16 protein-coding genes are annotated in these 16,058 nt (G+C 69.4%); 15 read left to right on the top strand and 1 reads right to left on the bottom strand.

Annotated elements, in window-relative coordinates; all coding sequences use genetic code 11:
• The first annotated feature begins 21 nt into the window (after positions 1 to 21).
• The 10 genes from KK141_RS07435 to KK141_RS07390 are packed head-to-tail and all read left to right on the top strand — an operon-like array spanning position 22 to position 8,699.
• Positions 22 to 597 (top strand): hypothetical protein, encoded by a 576-nt coding sequence (locus KK141_RS07435; RefSeq protein ID WP_214569131.1) that lies wholly within the window; start codon positions 22 to 24, stop codon positions 595 to 597.
• A complete protein-coding gene (gene cobO, locus KK141_RS07430; RefSeq protein WP_214569130.1) occupies positions 594 to 1,196 on the top strand; it encodes a cob(I)yrinic acid a,c-diamide adenosyltransferase in 603 nt (200 codons plus the stop codon). The genes KK141_RS07435 and cobO overlap by 4 nt, the downstream gene beginning before the upstream one ends.
• Positions 1,193 to 2,488, top strand: a complete 1,296-nt coding sequence (locus KK141_RS07425; protein ID WP_345777533.1) for a cobyrinate a,c-diamide synthase — start codon at positions 1,193 to 1,195, stop codon at positions 2,486 to 2,488. Before cobO ends, KK141_RS07425 begins: the two co-directional genes overlap by 4 nt.
• Positions 2,485 to 3,399 carry an adenosylcobinamide-phosphate synthase CbiB gene (gene cbiB, locus KK141_RS07420; protein ID WP_214569129.1) on the top strand — a complete coding sequence of 305 codons (915 nt, stop codon included), beginning with the start codon at positions 2,485 to 2,487 and terminating at the stop codon, positions 3,397 to 3,399. Before KK141_RS07425 ends, cbiB begins: the two co-directional genes overlap by 4 nt.
• Positions 3,392 to 4,402 carry a threonine-phosphate decarboxylase CobD gene (cobD, locus tag KK141_RS07415; RefSeq protein ID WP_214569128.1) on the top strand — a complete coding sequence of 337 codons (1,011 nt, stop codon included), beginning with the start codon at positions 3,392 to 3,394 and terminating at the stop codon, positions 4,400 to 4,402. The genes cbiB and cobD overlap by 8 nt, the downstream gene beginning before the upstream one ends.
• A complete protein-coding gene (locus KK141_RS07410; protein ID WP_214569127.1) occupies positions 4,399 to 5,874 on the top strand; it encodes a cobyric acid synthase in 1,476 nt (491 codons plus the stop codon). The genes cobD and KK141_RS07410 overlap by 4 nt, the downstream gene beginning before the upstream one ends.
• Complete coding sequence (gene cobU, locus KK141_RS07405; RefSeq protein WP_214569126.1) at positions 5,862 to 6,383, top strand: bifunctional adenosylcobinamide kinase/adenosylcobinamide-phosphate guanylyltransferase; 522 nt, start codon at positions 5,862 to 5,864, stop codon at positions 6,381 to 6,383. The genes KK141_RS07410 and cobU overlap by 13 nt, the downstream gene beginning before the upstream one ends.
• A gap of 2 nt (positions 6,384 to 6,385) precedes the next feature.
• Entirely contained in the window at positions 6,386 to 7,435 is a 1,050-nt protein-coding gene (gene cobT, locus KK141_RS07400) for a nicotinate-nucleotide--dimethylbenzimidazole phosphoribosyltransferase (protein WP_214569442.1), read from the top strand.
• Positions 7,432 to 7,983, top strand: a complete 552-nt coding sequence (locus KK141_RS07395; protein WP_214569125.1) for a histidine phosphatase family protein — start codon at positions 7,432 to 7,434, stop codon at positions 7,981 to 7,983. Before cobT ends, KK141_RS07395 begins: the two co-directional genes overlap by 4 nt.
• On the top strand, positions 7,983 to 8,699 hold the full coding sequence (locus KK141_RS07390) for an adenosylcobinamide-GDP ribazoletransferase (protein WP_214569124.1): 717 nt from the start codon (positions 7,983 to 7,985) through the stop codon (positions 8,697 to 8,699). Before KK141_RS07395 ends, KK141_RS07390 begins: the two co-directional genes overlap by 1 nt.
• A gap of 172 nt (positions 8,700 to 8,871) precedes the next feature.
• Here the strand turns inward: KK141_RS07390 and KK141_RS07385 are convergent, their stop codons facing one another.
• Complete coding sequence (locus KK141_RS07385; protein ID WP_214569123.1) at positions 8,872 to 11,295, bottom strand: TonB-dependent receptor; 2,424 nt, start codon at positions 11,293 to 11,295, stop codon at positions 8,872 to 8,874.
• 250 nt (positions 11,296 to 11,545) lie between these two features.
• Between KK141_RS07385 and KK141_RS07380 the strand changes: the two genes are divergently transcribed.
• The 5 genes from KK141_RS07380 to KK141_RS07360 all read left to right on the top strand — a co-directional run bounded on the left by KK141_RS07380 (position 11,546) and on the right by KK141_RS07360 (position 16,024).
• Entirely contained in the window at positions 11,546 to 11,830 is a 285-nt protein-coding gene (locus KK141_RS07380) for a zinc ribbon domain-containing protein (protein ID WP_214569122.1), read from the top strand.
• 111 nt (positions 11,831 to 11,941) lie between these two features.
• Complete coding sequence (locus KK141_RS07375) at positions 11,942 to 12,493, top strand: DUF3011 domain-containing protein (RefSeq protein WP_214569121.1); 552 nt, start codon at positions 11,942 to 11,944, stop codon at positions 12,491 to 12,493.
• Between the two features lie 134 nt (positions 12,494 to 12,627).
• A complete protein-coding gene (gene aspS / locus KK141_RS07370) occupies positions 12,628 to 14,397 on the top strand; it encodes an aspartate--tRNA ligase (protein WP_214569120.1) in 1,770 nt (589 codons plus the stop codon).
• Between the two features lie 105 nt (positions 14,398 to 14,502).
• Positions 14,503 to 15,159, top strand: a complete 657-nt coding sequence (locus tag KK141_RS07365) for an alpha/beta hydrolase (protein ID WP_214569119.1) — start codon at positions 14,503 to 14,505, stop codon at positions 15,157 to 15,159.
• A gap of 124 nt (positions 15,160 to 15,283) precedes the next feature.
• The gene (locus tag KK141_RS07360) at positions 15,284 to 16,024 is read left to right on the top strand and encodes a YebC/PmpR family DNA-binding transcriptional regulator (protein WP_214569118.1); all 741 of its coding nucleotides are present in this window, start codon (positions 15,284 to 15,286) and stop codon (positions 16,022 to 16,024) included.
• Positions 16,025 to 16,058 lie beyond the last annotated feature (34 nt).

Raw genomic sequence — 16,058 nt, 5'->3', positions numbered from 1 at the left:
TTCCGCCCCGAGGACCGCACCATGTCCACCGCCATGCCACGCTTTTCTGTACCGCTCGCCATCGTGCTCGCCGCGGTGATGATCGCCACGCGCTTCCATCACTTCGGCACCGCGCTGCATCTGCCCGATGCTTCGATGGCGCTGTTCTTTCTTGGCGGCCTGTGGCTGCGGCGGCATCTGGCCTTCGCCGCGTTCATGGCGCTGGCGGTGGCGCTGGACTGGGTGTCGGTGTCGTATGCCGGCGTCAGCGATTTCTGCGTGACGCCGGCCTACTCGTTCCTGCTGCCCGCGTATGCGGTGCTGTGGTACGCGGGGCGGCTGTGGTCAGCGCGGATGGCGCCGGCGCCGTTAGCGCTGGCCGGTGCGTTCGGCGTGGCGCTGGTGGCGGCTTCGATCTCGTTCGCCATTTCCAACGGCGCGTTCTACTGGCTCGGCGGGCGCTATGCGAATCCGCACCTGGGCGAGTACGTTGCCCGCTTGTGGCAGTGGGGCCCGCTGTTCGTGCGCACCACGCTGACCTATGTGATCGTGGCGCTGGCGGCGTATTGGGCGCTGGCGCGCGTGAACTCCACTCGGCAGGCAGGAACCCGGGCATGAGCGACGAAGAACTGCGCCACCGCGAACGCATGCAGCGCAAAAAGGAGCTGGTCGACCGCAAGATCGCCCGCGCCACCATCGACCGCGGCGTGCTGGTGGTGAACACCGGCAACGGCAAGGGCAAGAGCTCGTCGGGCTTCGGCATGCTGGCGCGTTCGCTCGGCCACGGTTTCCATTGCGGCGTGGTGCAGTTCATCAAGGGCAGCTTCTCCACCGGCGAGGAAGCGTTCTTCCGCCGCTTCCCGGACGTGGTCGACTACCACGTGATGGGCGAGGGCTTTACCTGGGAGACCCAGGACAAGGCGCGCGACGTCGCCGCCGCGCAGGCCGCCTGGCAGATCGCCGCGCGCATGCTGGCGGACGAGTGCTATCGGCTGGTGCTGCTGGACGAGCTGAATATCGCGCTGGTCAAGCAGTACGTGACGCTGGAGCAGGTGCTGCCCGCGCTGGCCGCGCGCCCCGCCGGCCAGCACGTGGTGATCACCGGCCGCGGCGCGCCCGATGCGCTGGTGGCCGCGGCCGATACGGTGACCGAGATGCGCGTGGTCAAGCATGCGTTCGAAGCGGGCATCCGCGCGCAGCTGGGAGTCGAGCTGTGAGCGCCGTGCGGCAGGTGCCGGCGCTGCTGGTATCCGCGCCGGCTTCGGGGCAGGGCAAGACCTCGTTCACCGCGGCGCTGGCGCGCGCGCATGCGCGGCGCGGACGGCGCGTGCGGGTGTTCAAGACCGGGCCGGATTTTCTCGATCCGATGGTGCTGGAGCGCGCGAGCGGTGCGCCGGTGTATCAGCTCGATCTTTGGATGTGCGGCGAAGCCGATGTCCGCGCGCGGCTGTATGCGGCGGCGGGCGAGGCCGACCTGATCCTGGTCGAAGGCGTGATGGGTCTGTTCGACGGCGGCACCTCCAGCGCCGACCTGGCGCAGCGCTTCGGCCTGCCGGTGCTGGCGGTGATCGACGGTTCGGCGATGGCGCAGACCTTCGGCGCGGTGGCGACGGGGTTGGCGCGTTATCGCGAAGGTTTGCAGGTGCATGGCGTGGCCGCCAACCGCATCGGTGGCGCCTACCACGCGAAGCTGCTGGCCGAGAGCCTGCCGCCGGAGCTGCACTGGTTCGGCGCCTTGCCGCGCGATCCGGCGCTGGCCTTGCCGGAACGGCATCTCGGCCTGGTCGCCGCGGGCGAACTGGCCGACCTGGATGCGCGCCTGGACGCGCTGGCCGATGCGATGGAGCTGCACGCCGGACTGGACTTGCCGCCGCCGGTGGCGTTCAGCCCGGTCGAAGCAACGCAGGTGCCGCGCCTGCTCGAAGGCCGGCGCATCGCCATCGCACGCGACGACGCGTTCTGTTTTCTCTATCCCGCCAACCTCGACGTGCTGAGGCAGGCCGGCGCGGAACTGTGCTGGTTCTCGCCGCTGGCCGGCGATGCCTTGCCCGGCTGCGATGCGGCCTGGCTGCCCGGCGGCTATCCCGAACTGCATCTGGCGCGGCTGGCCGAGCGCAAGGACCTGCACGCCGCGCTGCGCGCGCACGTCGATGCGGGCAAGCCTTTGCTGGCGGAATGCGGCGGCATGCTCAGCTTGCTCGATGCCCTGGCCACGCGCGAAAGCGATGCGCACACCATGGCGGGGCTGCTGCCCGGCTGGGCGGTGGTGCGCGAGCGGCTGGCGGGGCTGGGCATGCAATCCGTCGAACTGCCGGAAGGCACGCTGCGCGGCCACACCTTCCACTACGCGCATGCGGAGATCACCCAGCCGCCGCTGGTGCATGCAAGCAACCCCGACGGTGGCCCCGCCAAGGAAGCGGTGTACCGGCGTGCGCGGCTCACCGCGAGCTTCGTGCATCTGTACTTTCCCTCCGCAACGGAAGCGGCCCTGCGTCTGTTCCTGCCATGACCGCGCTGGCGCTCACCCTGGCGCTGCTGCTGGACGCGCTGCTCGGCGAACCGCGCCGCGCGCATCCGCTGGTGGCGTTCGGCGGCTGGGCGCGGGCGATCGAGGCGCGGCTGCATCGCGATGCGCGCGGAGCGGGTGTGCTGGCGTGGTGCGTCACGGTGTTGCCATGGGTCGTGGTGACGTGGGCGATAACGCGGATGTTGCCGGCTTGGTGCGACGTCGTGTTCGGCGCGGCGATGCTTTATCTCGCCGTAGGTCTGCGCAGCCTGGGCGAGCACGCCTTGCCGGTGGCGGATGCGCTGGAGCGCGGCGATCTGGCCGCGGCGCGCACGGCGGTCGGGCGCATGGTGAGCCGCGATACCGCGCTGCTGGATGAGCAACAAGTGGCGGCGGCCGCCACGGAATCGGTGTTGGAAAACGGCAGCGATGCGGTGTTCGGCGCGCTGCTCTGGTTTCTGCTGCTGGGCGCGCCGGGCGCGGTGCTGTACCGGCTGGCCAATACGCTGGATGCGATGTGGGGCTACCGCAATGCGCGCTATGAGCGCTACGGCTGGGCCGCGGCGCGGATCGACGATGTGCTGAACTTCGTGCCGGCGCGGCTGACGGCGCTGAGCTATGCGCTGCTCGGCGACTTCCTGCGCGCATGGCATTGCTGGCGCCGGCAGGCGCCGGCGTGGGACAGCCCGAACGCGGGGCCGGTGATGGCGGCCGGCGCGGGTGCGCTGGGTGTGCGCCTTGGCGGCGCCGCGCCTTATGCAGGCGTGTGGGAGGAACGTCCCGCTCTGGGCGAAGGCGCTGCGCCGGATGCCGCGGCGATCCGTCGTGCGCTGCGGCTGGTGCGGCGGAGCGTGCTGCTGTGGCTGGCGGCGATCTGGTGTCTGGTGCCGATCCTCGGAGGCCGTCATGCTTGAACACGGCGGACGCCTGCTGCGCGCAGCGCACGAGTACGGCATTCCCGCGGAGCAGTGGCTCGACCTTTCCACGGGCGTCAGTCCATACGCCTGGCCGGTGCCACCGCTGCCCGCATCCGCGTGGCATCGATTGCCTGAAGACGATGACGGCTTGATCGATGTCGCGCGCACTTACTACGGGCATCCTTCGCTGCTGCCGGTGGCCGGTTCGCAGGCGGCCATCCAGGCCTTGCCGTCGCTGCGCGAGCGCTCGCGCGTCGGCGTGCTCGATCCCGGTTATGCCGAGCACGCGCATGCCTGGCAACGCGCGGGACACAAGGTGGAACGCGCCGCCGCCGATGCGCTGTTCGCCCGTGCGGCGCGCTACGACGTGGTCGTGCTGATCCATCCCAACAACCCCGGCGGCGAACGTTTCGAGCTCGACGCTTTGCTTGCATTGCACGCCACGCTGGCCCGCCGCGGCGGCTGGCTGGTGGTGGACGAGGCGTTTATCGACGCCACGCCCGAACGCAGCCTGTGCGCGGCGCACGCGCTGCCCGGCCTGATCGTGCTGCGCTCGGTGGGCAAGTTCTTTGGCCTGGCGGGCGCGCGCGCCGGCTTCGTCTGCGCGGAACCCGCGCTGCTGGTGGCGCTACGCGAACGCCTGGGGCCATGGACCTTGAGCGGACCGGCGCGCCACGTGCTGAAGCTGGCGCTCGCCGATACCGCGTGGCAGTCAGTGCAGCGCGAGCGTTTGTGCGCAACCAGCACACGCCTGTCGGCGCTGCTCACACGGCATGGCTTGGCTCCGGATGCCGGCTGCGCCTTCTTCCACTGGCGCCGCGACGAACGCGCCACGGCGCTGCAACGCGCGCTGGCACGGCAGGGCGTGCTGGTGCGCCGCTTCGAGCAGCCGCACAGCTTGCGCTTCGGCCTGCCCGGCGACGAGGCGGCGTTCGCGCGGCTCGATACGGCGCTGGCCGGCTGGCGTTCGATCGATCGGAAACAGGAGGTCGCGCCATGAGCGCACGGGTATTGATGATCCAGGGCTGCACCTCCGATGCCGGCAAGAGCACCGTGGTCGCCGCGCTATGCCGCTGGCTGCACCGGCGCGGCGTAGCGGTGGCGCCGTTCAAGCCGCAGAACATGGCGCTCAATTCCGCCGTCACCGAGGACGGCGGCGAGATCGGCCGCGCCCAGGCGGTGCAGGCGCAAGCGGCCGGCGTGCCGCCGCACACCGATTTCAATCCGGTGCTGCTGAAGCCGCAGAGCGATATCGGCGCGCAGGTGATCGTGCATGGCCGCGCGGTCGGCAATATGGATGCGCGCGACTACCACCGCTACAAGCAGGTGGCGATGGATGCGGTGCTCGCTTCGCATGCGCGCCTGGCGCAGCGTTACGCGGCGGTGGTGGTCGAAGGCGCGGGCAGTCCGGCCGAGATCAATCTGCGCGACCGCGATATCGCCAATATGGGTTATGCCGAGGCCGTGGACTGCCCGGTGCTGCTGGTGGCGGACATCGACCGCGGCGGCGTGTTCGCGCATCTGGTCGGCACCCTGGCCCTGCTGTCGGCGAGCGAGCGGGCGCGGATGGCCGGTTTCGTGATCAATCGCTTCCGCGGCGATCTGGCGCTGCTGCAGCCGGGCCTGGATTGGCTGGAACGCGAGACCGGCAAGCCGGTGTTCGGTGTGCTTCCATATCTGCATGGCCTGCATCTGGAAGCGGAGGATGCGCTGCCGCGTGACTCAGGGCGGCGCGAAGACGCACTGCTGCGCGTGGCGGTGCCGGCCTTGCCGCGCATCAGCAACCATACCGATTTCGACGCGCTGCGCGCGCATCCGCAGCTGGATGTGCGCCTGGTGGGGCCGGGCGAGGCATGGCCGCCGTGCGATCTGATCGTGCTGCCGGGTTCGAAGGCGACGCGCGCCGATCTGGAGTGGCTGCGCGCACAGGGCTGGGCCGAGGCGATCGCGCGGCATCTGCGCTATGGCGGCAAGCTGATCGGTATCTGCGGCGGTTTCCAGATGCTGGGGCAGGCGGTGCACGATCCGCACGGCATTGAAGGCGAAGCGGGTTCCAGCGCGGGTCTGGGCTGGCTGGCGATGGAGACGGTGCTGGAGCCGGAGAAGCAGCTGCGCCGCGTGCAAGGCAAGCTCGCGCTGGACGCCGCCGACGTCGCCGGCTACGAAATCCATTGCGGGCGCAGCACCGGCCCCGCGCTCGATGCGCCGGCCTGCCTGCTGGCCGACGGCCGCGCCGATGGCGCGATCTCCGCGGACGGGCACGTGCTCGGCACCTATCTGCACGGCTTGTTCGACGAACCCGCCGCGCTGCAGGCGCTGCTGCGCTGGGCCGGCCTGCACGCGCCGCTCGCCGTCGACGTGCGCGCCTTGCGCGAAGCGAGCCTGGAGCGGCTCGCCGACGCGGTGGAAACGCATCTGGATACCGCGCGCCTGGCCGCGCTGCTGGGAGTGAACGACGCATGCGCAGCCTGATCCTCGGTGGCGCCCGTTCCGGCAAGAGTGCGCTGGCCGAGCGCATGGCGGCGGAGAGCGGGCTGGAGGTGGTCTATCTCGCCACGGCACAGGCGCTGGATGCGGAGATGGCGGCGCGCATCGCCCACCATCGCGCCAGCCGGCCGCCGCACTGGCACGACGTGGAGGAGCCGCTGGCGCTGGCCGATGCGCTGCGCGCACATGCGCGGGCGGATCGCTGCGTGCTGGTGGACTGCCTCACGCTGTGGCTGAGCAACCTGCTCGGCGATGCCGATGGCGAACGCTTCGCGCGCGAACGGCAGGCCTTGCTCGACGTGCTGCCCGATCTGCCCGGCACCATCCTGCTGGTCAGCAACGAAGTCGGCCTCGGCATCGTGCCGATGGGCGAACTGAGCCGGCGCTTCGTCGACGAAGCCGGCCGCCTGCATCAAGCGCTGGCCGCGGTGTGCGGACGCGTGCTGTTCGTTGCGGCGGGCCTGCCGCTGGCTCTCAAAGGAAATCTCGCATGACCATGGAAACTCTCGATTGGCTGGACCTGCCTTGCCGCGCGCCGGATGCGGTGGCGGCCGTGGCGGCGCTGGAACGGCAGGCACAGCTGACCAAGCCGCCGGGTTCGCTGGGCGCACTGGAAGCCGCGGCGGTGCAGCTGGCGGCCTTGCAGGGAGCGGTGAAGCCGTCGCTGGAAAAGGTGTGGATCAGCGTGTTCGCGGCGGACCACGGCGTGGCTGAGGAAGGCGTGTCGGCCTTTCCGCAGGCGGTGACCGGCGCGATGGTGGCGAACTTCGCACAGGGCGGCGCGGCGATCAGCGTGCTGGCGCGCGAGCTGGGCGCTTCGCTGGAAGTGGTGAACCTGGGCACGGTCAACGACGTGGGCGAGCTGCCCGGCGTGCGGCGCGCGTGGATCGCCGCGCAGACGGCGAACTTTGCTCAGGGCGAGGCGATGTCGCCGGCACAACTTGCGTTGGCCTTGCAGGCGGGTGCGCAGAGCGTGCAGCTTGCCGATGAAGCGGGTGCGCAGCTGTTTATCGGTGGCGAGATGGGCATCGGCAACACCACCGCCGCCACGGCGCTGGCTTGCGCCTTGCTCGACGAGGCGCCCGATGCGCTGGCCGGTGCCGGTACGGGACTCGATGAAGCCGGCGTCGCGCGCAAGGCGGCGGTGGTGCAGCGGGCGCTTGCCTTGCATCGTGAAGCGGCTACGCCGATCGCATGGCTGCGTTGCGTCGGCGGCTTCGAACTGGCCGCGCTGGCAGGTGCCTACATAGCCGCCGCCCAGCGTGGCATGCCTGTGCTGGTGGACGGCTTTATCACCAGCGCCGCGGCCCTGGTAGCGGCGCGCCTGCAGCCGGCCTGCCGTCCCTGGATGCTGTTTTCGCACCGCTCGCAGGAACGCGGCCACGCACGCCTGCTCGAAGCGCTGGAGGCCGGACCGCTGCTCGACCTGCAGCTGCGCCTGGGCGAAGCCAGCGGCGCCGCGGTGGCGGTGCCGCTGCTGCGACTGGCCTGCGCGCTGCATGCGGGCATGGCGACGTTTGCCGAGGCGGGAGTGGCGCAGGCATGAGCATCGACCTGCTGCGCCATGGCGATACCGGGCAGCGCAGCTATCGCGGCCAGCTCGACGATCCGCTGAGCGAGCTGGGCTGGGCGCAGCTGCGTGCATCGGTCGCTGGCCGCGCATGGGCCATGATCGTTTCCTCGTCGCTGCGGCGTTGCGCGGATTTCGCGCGCGAACTGGCGGCGGCGCGCGAGCTGCCGCTGCGCATCGATCCGCGCCTGGCCGAATATCACTTCGGCGCCTGGCAGGGCGTGCCGATCGAGACGCTGGCGGAAACCCAGGGCGAGGCGCTGGCGAAGTTCTGGGCCGACCCGGTGGCGCATCCGCCGCCGCAGGCGGAGACGTTCGCGCAGTTCCATGCGCGGCTTGGCGCGGCGCTGGACGATGTCGCCGCCGAATCGCACGGACGCGACGTGCTGGTGGTGACGCATGGCGGCGCGATCCGCCTGCTGCGTTGCCATGCGGAAGGGCGCGCTTACGGCGAGATGGCGAATATCGAAGTGCCGCATGCTTCGCTGCACCGGTTGCCTTGGCGTGCCGAGGTGGACGCGTAATGCGCGGCCTGCTGGTGGCCATCGGCTTTCTCACGCGCATTCCGGTGCCGCACGCCGTGTTCGGAGATGCGGATGCGCGCGTGCGTTCGCTGCCCTGGTACCCGCTGGTGGGCTTGCTGATCGGCGCTTTGCTTTACGCGCTGGCGTGGGCGATCCATGGCTGGCCGCCGCTGCTGTCGGCCGCGGCGATCCTGGCGGCGTGGGTGGCCTTGACCGGTGCGCTGCATCTGGACGGTCTGGCCGACAGCGCGGACGCCTGGGTGGGCGGCATCGGCGACCGTGCGCGCACGCTGGCGATCATGAAGGATCCGAATTGCGGTCCGATGGGCGTGGTCGCGCTGGTGCTGACCTTGCTGCTGAAGTTCGCCGCCCTGGCAAGCGCGCCGGCGTGGCCGGGCCTGCTGCTCGCGCCGCTGCTGGCGCGCGCCGCGCTGGTGGCGGCGTTCCTGTTCGTACCCTATGTGCGCGCCGGCGGCCTGGGCGAGGGGCTGGCCGGTTCGTCGCGCACGATCAACGTCGTTGTCCTGATGCTCGTGGCCGCGGGATGCGCTTGCGCCGGACTTCGCGGCATCGCCTCGCTGCTCGTCGCCATCGTGCTGTTCGCGTTGTGGCGCCGCGCCTGCCTGCGGCGCGTGGGCGGCATGACCGGCGACACCTGCGGCGCCCTGGCTGAACTGACCGAAGCCGCGGTGCTGCTCGCCGCGGCAACGGCGTAGGTTGGGGTGAGCCGCAGGCGAACCCCAACATGGCCAACCTCAGACGCCTCGCATTGTTGGGGTTACTGGCTGCATCAGCAGCCAGCCCTTCAGGCCATCCGCTACGCGGATGTTCGCTACGGCATCCTGCCTTCGCAGTCGCCTGCGGCTCACCCCAACCTACAAGAGCGGGTTACCAGCGGTAGGCAAGCTTCCCGTACACATACGCACCGTTAAAGCCGAACGGCGAGAACACCGAGTAGGGCAGGGTGCCGCTGTTGTCGTTGGCGGGGATCACCCGGTCCGGATAGGTGTTGAACACGTTGTCCGCGCCGAGGGTGAAGGTCCAGCGGTCGAGGTTGTAGTTGACCGCCAGGTCGAGCAGCCACTTGCTGTCGAACTTCTGGTCCAGCGTGGCGGTGGTGGAGTTGTAGGAGATAAAGCTGCCGTAGCGGGTCAGCGCGCCCCTCAGGCTCCAGCGGTCCACGCTGTACAGGCCGCTGAGAATCAGCTTGCTGCGCGGCGTGGTATCGGCCAGCAGGCCGTACTGGTCGCGGCGGTCGATGCGCTTGAGGTTCAGGCCCAGCGCGTTGAGCGCGGCGGGATTGGCCTTGAGGTCGGTGACCTTGTTCTTGTTGTAGTTGTAGCTGAGCGTGGCCTGCAGGGTGCCGGCGTTGCCGAAGTCGAACAGGTAGCTGCCGACCAGGTCCACGCCGCGCGTGCGCGTGTTCAGCGCGTTGGTGAAGTAGGCGATGCCGCTGTAGTTGAGATCGGCGACGCCGTTGGCCACCAGGTAGTTGTGCACCGTGGCCGAATTGGTGGCCAGGTTGCTGGACAGCACGATGCGGTTGTCGATCTTGATCTGGTACACGTCGATGCTGAGGTTCAGCGGGTCGATCGGATTCCACACCGCGCCCACGGTGAGGTTGCGCGACTTCTCCGGCTTCAGCGGCTCGCCGCCCAGCAGGGTGGCCACCTTGCTGGTGGCCGGCACGATGCCGGTGTTGTAGATGCCCTGAGGCAGGCCCAGCGAATTGCCGGCGCCGAAGAACAGCGAGGAGACGTACGAGTAATTCTGCTGCGCCAGCGACGGTGCGCGGAAGCCGGTGGAGGCGCTGCCGCGCAGGGCGAAGCGGTCGGTGAAGTCGTAGCGCAGCGCCAGTGCGCCCGAGGTGGTGTTGCCGAAGTCGCTGTAGTGCTCGTGGCGTCCGGCCAGCGAGGCGCCGAGCTTGTCGGTGAGGTTGGTTTCCAGGCTCACGTATTCGGCCACGTCGTGGCGCGCATGCGAACCCGCATTGGCCGGCTGGAAGCCGCCGAAGCCCTGCGCGCCGCCGGATGTGCCCGAGGTGCCGGTGTAGTACGAAGCCAGGTCGCCGGCGTCGATCTTGTAGGTCTGGCGCAGGTATTCGGCGCCGAAGGCCAGGGTCACCGGATTGGGCAGCCAGCTGGTGGAGAACTCCTTGGCCAGGTCTACGTCGAAGGCCTGCTGCGAGGCCGACAGGATGCCGTCGTGGAAGCTGGTGGGGCTGCTGCCGAAGTCGTGCAGGAAGGCGCGGTTCACGCTGTTGTTGGTGGCGTACGACACGCGGTTGCCGCCGTAGTTGGCGCTGACGTCCCAGCGCCAGCCGCCGGCGGTCTTGCCGCGCACGCCCAGCACCAGGGACTGGTCGAGCGAGTCGGCGTTCTCCAGCGGCAGGTAGCCGTTCGGATAGAGCGACGGCACCGAGTTGCTGTTGGCCAGGTTGCGGAAGAACGCCGGCGAGGTGCTGTCGCGCTTGCCGATGTGGCCGAAGGTGTAAAGCTCCGCCGATTCGCCGAGCTTGTACTGGCCGTTGAGGAACAGGTTGTGGTCGCCCACTTCCGGGTCGCCGTAGCGCTGCGTGGTGCCTTCCCAGGCGCGGGTGCGGTTGGGGCCGGCGCGGTTGCTGTAGTCCTGATGGCCGTCCTGCAGGGTGAAGCGCAGCCAGCCCTGGTCGTGGTTCAACGGCAGGCCGAAGCTGGCCGAGCCTTTCCACTGCCGGCCGTCGCCGGCCGAGTACTGGCCGCCGCTCAGTTCCACCGCGCCGCCGTCGGCGCCGCCCTTGAGCACGATATTGATCACGCCGGCGATGGCGTCGGAGCCGTACTGCGCGGAAGCGCCGTCGCGCAGCACTTCGATATGGTCGATCGCCGCCATCGGGATGGTGTTGAGATCCACCGCCTGCGAGCCGCGGCCGAGCACGCCGTTGGTCAGCAGGATGGCGCCGGGATGCCAGCGCTTGCCGTTCACCAGCACCAGCACCTGGTCGGGCGACAGGCCGCGCAGCTGCGCGGGGCGCTGCGAATCGGCGGTGTCGGCGGCGGCGGGGCGCGGGAAGGTGAGCGAGGGGATGATGCGCGACAGCGCGGTGGAGAGCTCGGTGGTGCCGGTCTGCTGCAGCACCTTGGCCGAGACCACGTCGATCGGCGTGAGCGAACTGCTTTCGGTGCGGTTGTCGGCGCGTGTGCCGGTGACGATCACCGTGCTGAGGTTCTTGGCCTTGTCGGTACCGGCCGCGGGCGTGGCGTCCTGCGCGGCGGCGCCGGCGGACAGGGCCAGCAGCAGGGCGGACGCGAGCGTGCTGTATCGCTGATGCATCTGAACTCCCCTCTTCGATTTTGTTTGTTGCGATGCGTCAATGCAGGCTAGACCCCGCGTCGGCGCTTCGTCAATAGCCGTCTAGACGTCCATACCTTCCGCATGCCCCGCTTGCACGGGCGGCGGAAAGATGCCGTCGCCTCCCCCTTGAGGCCAGCATGCACGCCCGGGCGGGACATTGAAATCCTGCCATTCGTCTCGATAATGACGGCCTGCCGGCGCCCGCGCCGGCCCGGAATACGGAGCTACCATGCCTATCTATGAATTCGAATGCGGCGGCTGCGGCCATCGTTTCGACCGCCTGCAGAAGATGTCCGACGCCGATCCCAGCGCCTGCCCGCAGTGCGCGGCGGACGGCACCGTCCACCGCCGCCTGAGCGCGCCCCAGTTCCGCCTGACCGGCGGCGGCTGGTACGAGACCGACTTCAAGAAGGACGGCGACAAGAAGCGCAATCTGGCCGGAGACAATGCCGCGGCCACCCCGGCAGCGGCGCCGGCCCCCGCCCCCGCACCGGCTCCCGCCAGCAGCGACTGAACGGCCGCCGCCTTTCTCGAAATTTCCAGCGGTCGGATCGCAAAATATTCAAGTGCGGTTGCCCTGCCTGCGGTAGCTTGGCGCCACCTTCAACACCGGGTGGACATCAAGATGAGCGCGATCGGCAAGGGGATGTGGGCGGCCGTGGTACTGGCCGCGGGAATGGCTTCCATGGCGGCGCCGACCGCGCATGCCCAGTGGGACCAGGGTTCGATCAGCTGTTCCAGCAATGACGGGCGCTTCGTCCGCTGCCGCACGCCGTGGCCGGCCTCGCAGCTGGCCCGGCAACTGTCGGACACCCGCTGCGTCTATGGCCAGACCTGGGGCAACGACCGCGGCAGCGTGTGGGTCGACCGCGGCTGCCGCGCCATCTTCGAGCCGGCGCGCGGCGGTGGCTGGGGCGGCGGCTGGGGTGGCGACCGTCCCGGCTGGGGCGACGACCGCCCGGGCTGGGGCGACGATTCCGCCCAGTTGCGCTGCGACAGCAACGGTGGCCGCCGCCAATACTGCCCGGTGGATTTGGGGCGCGGCGGCCGGGTCCGCCTGGTGCGCCGCCTGTCCGACTCGCCGTGCCGCGAGGGCGACAGCTGGGGCTGGGATCGCCGTGGCGTGTGGGTGGACGACGGCTGCCGCGGCATCTTCCAGATCGATCGCCGCTGGTAAGTCCGCATGATCGAGGGCCGGGCTTCGCGCGAGCGGGGCCCGGCCCTTTCTTTTGGGCGTGCGGCCGGCCCTGCTACCATTCCCGGTCTTTTCCACGTCTCACGCCGCCCCGGGCGGCCCGGAGTTCCAAGCGCATGCGCACGCATTACTGCGGCCTCATCGACGAGGCCCTGGTCGGCCAGACCGTCACCCTGTGCGGCTGGGTCAACACCATCCGCCTGCAGAGCCACGTCGCCTTCGTCGACCTGCGCGACCACGAGGGCATCGCCCAGGTGGTGGTGGACAAGGACAATGCCGATGCGTTCGCGGTGGCCGGGCAGATCGGCTACGAGTACTGCCTGCGCGTGACCGGCACCATCCGCAAGCGCCTGGCGGCCAACGACAAGCTCAAGACCGGCACGGTCGAGCTGCTGGCGGACAAGGTGGAGATCCTCAACGCCGCGAAGGACCTGCCGTTCGCGCTGCACGAGAATCCCAACGAGGACATGCGGATGACCTACCGCTACCTCGACCTGCGCCGCCCGGAAATGCAGCGCATGATGCGCACCCGCATCAAGCTGGTGCAGGCGCTGCGCCGCTATCTGGATGCGCGCGGCTTCCAGGACATCGAGACGCCGATCCTGACCAAGGCCACGCCGGAAGGCGCGCGCGACTACCTGGTGCCCAGCCGCGTGCATGCGGGCCAGTTCTACGCGCTGCCGCAGTCGCCGCAGCTGTTCAAGCAGATCCTGATGATGGCCGGCTTCGACCGCTACTATCAGATCGCCCGCTGCTTCCGCGACGAAGACCTGCGCGCGGACCGCCAGCCGGAATTCACCCAGCTCGACCTGGAATTCGCCTTCGTCGAAGAAAAGGACGTGCAGGACTTCGTGGAGGAACTGATCCGCCACGTGTTCAAGGAAGTGCAGGGCGTGGAACTGGACGCCAGCTTCCCGCGGATGACCTGGGCCGAAGCCATGCGCCGCTTCGGTTCGGACAAGCCGGACCTGCGCATCGCGCTGGAACTGGCCGACGTCGCCGACGCGCTCAAGCACGTGGAATTCAAGGTCTTCGCCGAACCGGCCAACGACCCGGCCGGCCGCGTCGCCGCGCTGCGCCTGCCGGAAGGCGCGGGCCTGAGCCGCAAGGAGATCGACCAGCTCACCGAATACGTGGCCAGGTACGGCGCCAAGGGCCTGGCCTGGCTGAAGGTGGACGACCTGGCCAAGGGCCGCGACGGCATCAATTCGCCGGTGGCGAAGTTCCTCGACGACGCGGCACTCAATGCATTGCTCAAGGCCACCGGCGCGCAAAGCGGCGACATCGTGTTCGTCGGCGCCGGCAAGTGGAAGACCGTCACCGACTTCATGGGCGCGCTGCGCCTGAAGCTCGGCAAGGACCGCGGCCTGGTGGAAAACGCCTGGAAGCCGCTGTGGGTCACCGACTTCCCGATGTTCGAGTACGACGAGGAAGCGCGGCGTTTCGTCGCGCTCCACCATCCTTTCACCGCGCCAAAGGTGGACGACATCGCCGACCTGCGCGCCAATGCGGCGAATGCCGTGAGCCGCGGCTACGACATGGTGCTGAACGGCGCCGAGATCGGCGGCGGCTCCATCCGTATCCATCGCCCGGACATGCAGAGCGCGGTGTTCGAGCTGCTCGGCATCGGTGCGGACGAGGCGGAAGCGAAGTTCGGCTTCCTGCTCAAGGCGCTGAAGTTCGGCGCGCCGCCGCACGGCGGCCTGGCCTTCGGCATCGACCGCATCGCGGCGCTGATGGCCGGCACCGAGTCGATCCGCGACGTGATCGCCTTCCCCAAGACCACCAGCGCGCAGGACCTGATGACCGACGCACCCTCGCTGGTGCCGGACGCGCAGCTCAAGGAGCTGCACGTGAAGGTGGCGGCGGAGCCGGCGAACGGCTGAGCGCTTTCGCGGTCCGATGTCCGTGGTGTGTGATGAGCGGGTCAGCGCCTCAAGGCTGATCCGTTCTATCGTTGCTTGGCTTTTTGTGGACCCGCGCTGTCGCCGATGACCGATCACGTAATCCTGCTGCACGGCCTGTGGATGCGCGGCTTCGCGCTGCTGATGCTGCATCGCCGCCTGATGGAAGCGGATTTTCGCGTGCATCGCTTCGATTACATGAGCGTGGCCGCGACACAGGAACAGACCATCGGCCGCCTGCACGCACGCATGCGCGAGGCGGCGCCGGAAGGCGGTGCGGTGCACCTGGTCGGCCATAGCCTGGGCGGCCTGCTGGCACTGCGCGCCTGCCTGGACGACCGCGGCCTGCCGGAAGGGCGCATCGTCTGCCTCGGTTCCCCGCTCAAGGGCAGTGCGGCGGCGCGTGCGTTCGCCAACCTGGGCGGACGCGGCGGCGGTGTCCTGCTGGGGCATAACCGTGCCCTGCTGGAAGACGGTTTCGACCAGTGGACCGGCGCGCGCGAAGTGGGCGTGATCGCCGGCCGCAGTCCGTTCGGCCTGGGCCACGTGCTGGGCCAGTTCGACGGCGAGCACGACGGCAGCGTGGCGGTGGACGAAACGCGCCTGCCCGGCATCGCCGACCACTGCGTGGTGGAAGCCAACCATACGGGCCTGCTGTTTTCGGTGGAAACCGGACGCCTGATCGCCGGTTTCCTGCGCCAGGGCCATTTCAGCCGCGTCCCGGCGGATCGCGAACAGGCCTGAGAAGCCGCGCCACGGCGCGCTTTGCGCGGCATCGCCGGGGGCGTGGAAGCGGCCGCCTTGCCAGCGCGCCATGCGGAAGGGATAAAATTCGCCACTTTCCGCCCGCATCATCCAGGAATACGTCATGGGTAGAGGCCCGTCCATCGAAGGTCGCAAGAACGCCGAAGACGCCAAGCGCGCCAAGGTGTTCACCAAGCTGATCCGCGAAATCACCATCGCCACGCGCGGCGGCGCGCCCGACCCGGCGGCCAACCCGCGCCTGCGCGCGGCGGTCGACAAGGCGCTGGCGGCGAACATGACCAAGGACACCATCGAGCGCGCGATCAAGCGCGGCTCCGGTGCCGAAGGCGGCGCGGACATGCACGAGGTGCGGTACGAGGGCTACGGCCCCGCCGGTACCGCGCTGATCGTCGACTGCGTCACCGACAACCAGACCCGCACCGTGGCCGACGTGCGCGCCGCGCTCAACAAGAACGGCGGCAACATGGGCACCACCAATTCGGTGGCGTTCCAGTTCACCCGCGTGGGCCAGGTGGTGGTGCACACCGGCGGCGACGCCGCGCTGGAAGCGAAGCTGGAAGAATCGGCGATCGAGAACAACGCCGAAGACATCGCGATCGAGAACGGCGTGGGCTACGTGCTGCTGGCCGCCGATCCGATCGCCGTCGAAGCCATGCGCAAGGCCCTGGCCGGCGCGGGTTTCGAGGTGGACAGCTCCGACGTGGTGATGCGCCCGAACGGCCCGCTGGTCACCCCGTCCGGCGAAGCGCTGGAGCAGTTCGAGAAGCTGCTGGAGCGCTTGAACGGCCTGGACGACGTCGACGAGGTCTATCACAACGCCGTGCTGCCGGCCGAGGATGCGTAAGGTCCGCGACGGACTTTACCCATTCACGCGATCC

Origin of the sequence: Dyella sp. LX-66 (assembly GCF_018599165.1) — a bacterium.
Lineage (GTDB): Bacteria > Pseudomonadota > Gammaproteobacteria > Xanthomonadales > Rhodanobacteraceae > Dyella_D > Dyella_D marensis.
Note: the sequence above shows the minus strand (reverse complement) of the source record. Positions and strands in the feature narration are given on the sequence as shown.